The sequence below is a fragment of the Streptomyces panacea genome (assembly GCF_040560175.1).
GTDB classification, from domain to species: domain Bacteria; phylum Actinomycetota; class Actinomycetes; order Streptomycetales; family Streptomycetaceae; genus Streptomyces; species Streptomyces panacea.
The window spans coordinates 1-2,839 of sequence record NZ_JARJHW010000344.1 but is presented as its reverse complement, the minus strand read 5'-3'; the positions used below and the strand labels follow the sequence as shown (position 1 = coordinate 2,839).

The window sequence follows — 2,839 nt, the reverse complement described above, 5'->3', positions numbered from 1 at the left end:
ACAGGGGGTGTCGCCGCCGGGGGCGGTGGCTTCGGGGCTACTGGCGGTGGGACCGCTGCCTGGGGTGGCGGAAGCGCGTGTGGTCGGGGATGTCGGCACGGGGACTCCTCGGGACGGAACCGATGTGGGTCGTGCGGTGTATGGAAAGCAGCGGGTCATTCACAGCAGGTCTCGCAGGGCTCGTTCGCGGATCATGAGGGCGGCTCGTTTGCCGGGGAGGTCGAGTTCCGCGGAGAAGCGGAAACCGGCGCTCAGGAAGGCGGAGACGGAGGGGGTGTTGCGCAGGTCAGGTTCGGCGATGACACGGCCGCAGAGCGGTCGGTGGTCGAGGACGAGTTCGGAGACGGCTCTGAGCAGGGTGGTGCCGACACCGCGGCCGCGGTCGGCCACACCACCGATGAGGAGATGGAGTCCGGTGTCATGGGGACGGGCGGGGTAATGACGGGCAAGAGGATCGAGATCGGCGCGGTAGAGCTCCCAATAGCTCATGGGGACGCCGTCGAGCACGCCCAGGCACGGGACGCTGCGTCCGTCGCCGCGCAGTTGGGCGCGCAGATGGTCGGCGGTGACGGCTTCGGGTCCCGCCAGTTCCCAGAAGGCGGCGACGGCCGGATCGTTCATCCAGCGGCTGATGAGGGTCAGATCGCGCTCCACGCGGACGGGGACGAGCTGGAAGACACCGGCGGAGGTGCCGGCCGCGCCCCACCCGGCGGGGGAATCGAGGAGGGCGGACTCGCCGGCGCCGCCCGGTGGCGGTGCCTCGGTCGCCACCGGCTCACCCGCTCCGAACAGCGCGACGAGGTCCTCGGTCAGCCGGAGGTCGAGGGTGTCCTCCGCGCATCCGCCCAGATGGGGGCCCGGGCCGGTGCCGGTGCTCGCGTCGGTGGGAGGCACGGTGAGGGTCTCCTCTCGGCAGTTCGGACGGCTGGTGCGGTCAATGGCGAAGGGGGTTGGTGATGGTGACGTAGACGGACTGGGTGTCGACCGGGCCGACGAGTTCGTCCAGGCCGTGGAGTCGGGTGAGCATGTTGGCCTTGCAGCGCAGCGTGGTCGCCTCCAGGAGTTGCCCGGGCAGGGGTGAGCCGAGTGATACGTCTCGGGTGAGGAACTGGCGGAAGGCGGCGATGAGTACGCGTTCGTCGGCGAGACGCTGGGAGCCGAACGCCCCGATCAGACCGAGGACGTTGTTGATGCCGAGGTAGTAGGCGAAGCGCTCGTCGGTGATGGCGTCCGGGACGAAGGTGTCGCTCACCGCACCGATGTAGGGGAGGCGGCGCTCGAGCGCGTCGCGGTGGGATTCGCGGAAGTAGTAGCCCTGGTTGTCGCGGTAGCGTCCGCCGACGGGCCAGCCGTCGGGGTCGAGGACCACCAGAGTGTTCTGTTGGTGGGCTTCGAGGGCGACCCCTGCCGTGGCGTCGAGCCAGAGCACCGGGCGTACGACGTGGTCGAGATAGCGCAGGAACCACTCGGCGGCGACGGCGCCGGCGGGCCGGCCCGTGCGGGCGACGAGGCCGGTCACGATGTCGGCGAGGCGGGAGTACATGTCCGGGCGGCCGGGCCAGGGGCGCGGGGTGACGAGTCCGGCGACGCAGACGGCGTCGTTGTCGGCGCGGAACGGGTTGTGGCGCAGCATCACGTCGAGCCCGGCGACGGGTTGGCCGTCGGGCGCGTCGACGGCGAGCCAGGCGGGGTCGCGCACGATGTCGAAGCCGGGATGCGCGGCGCGCCACTGCTGGGCGAGGCCGCCGCGCAGCAGCCGGTGGACCTCCACGCCGCGGTGGAGTTCCTTGCGGAGGTTCTCGCGGCGGGAGTTGGTGATCCGTACGCCGAGGGAGAGCTTGAGCATGGCGGGGGCGCCGGTCCGGTGCACCGTCCGGACGGAGGAGGTGGGGTACCAGGGGTCGCCGTGCGGTCCGAGGTCGTGGAGGAGGCCCACGTCGAGAAGCGCGCGTACGACGGGGCGGTGCGCCAACTCGCGTGCCTGCCAGGGATGGAGGGGCAGCGGGACGGTGTGGTCGGGGAGTGTCAGGTCTCCCGCGAGACGGGTGGTGAGCTGCTCCGCGTGTACGGCGCGGCCCTGTTCGGTCCAGGCCGAGTCGGTGGCGAGCACGGACCGGTCGACGGCCATCCAGTGGAGAGGGAAGGAGCCACGGAGTTCGGGTGAGAAGTGACGGTGGTCGGCGTCGGAGAGCCCTTCGCGGCTCTTGGGTGTGGGGTGGAGCGGGTGACCGAGGAGGAGCGACTGTTCGGCGGTGAGGAAGAGGTCGGTGCCGACGGGGCCGGGGGTTGTCCTTCGGTCGGTGAGAAATTCGGCCGTGCGGCGGGCGGAGTCGGCGACCCTGGTGACCAGTTCGGCGCCCTGGCTCTGACCCGACTCGCGGCCGAGGAGCGCGGCGACGGTGACGGCGTCGGCGGGCGTGGAGTGCGGTCCCGCGCTCTCCAGAAGGGGCAGGCCGAAGCGGTGCCAGCCGGTGGCCGACCAGTAGCGCACGGGGACGAGCAGGGCGGTGCCGCTCGCGTCGAGCGGGATCCTGAGGGTGTCTCCGTCCGGCCGGGGGACGTCGCTCTCCCTGACCCAGCACCGCAGCAGGTTCTCCACGGACGCGGCGTCGGCGGCCTTCCGCGGGTCCGGGTCGTCGAGGTGGTCCGGGTCGTCGGCCACCGTCGGGTGGGGAGCCGGGTCCGTGGCGCGCGCGTCCGGTGTGCGGGAGTCGGCGTCCGCCGCCTCGGCCGCGGGCAGTTGGCGGGGCACCGTGGCCGAGCCGATCGTCACGGGCGCGGCCGTCACCGGATCGTGCGGGTCGCCCGGCCCGGGGTCCTGAGTGGTGGGGCGGCCGAC

General features: G+C 72.2%; 2 protein-coding genes. Both read right to left on the bottom strand.

Annotated features, from left to right (window positions below; translation table 11 throughout):
- Positions 1 to 159 precede the first annotated feature (159 nt).
- The gene (locus P3L51_RS35740; RefSeq protein ID WP_354609530.1) at positions 160 to 894 is read right to left on the bottom strand and encodes a GNAT family N-acetyltransferase; all 735 of its coding nucleotides are present in this window, start codon (positions 892 to 894) and stop codon (positions 160 to 162) included.
- 40 nt (positions 895 to 934) lie between these two features.
- On the bottom strand, positions 935 to 2,839 hold a 1,905-nt coding region (locus tag P3L51_RS35735; RefSeq protein ID WP_435594601.1), incomplete at its 5' end, for an IucA/IucC family protein.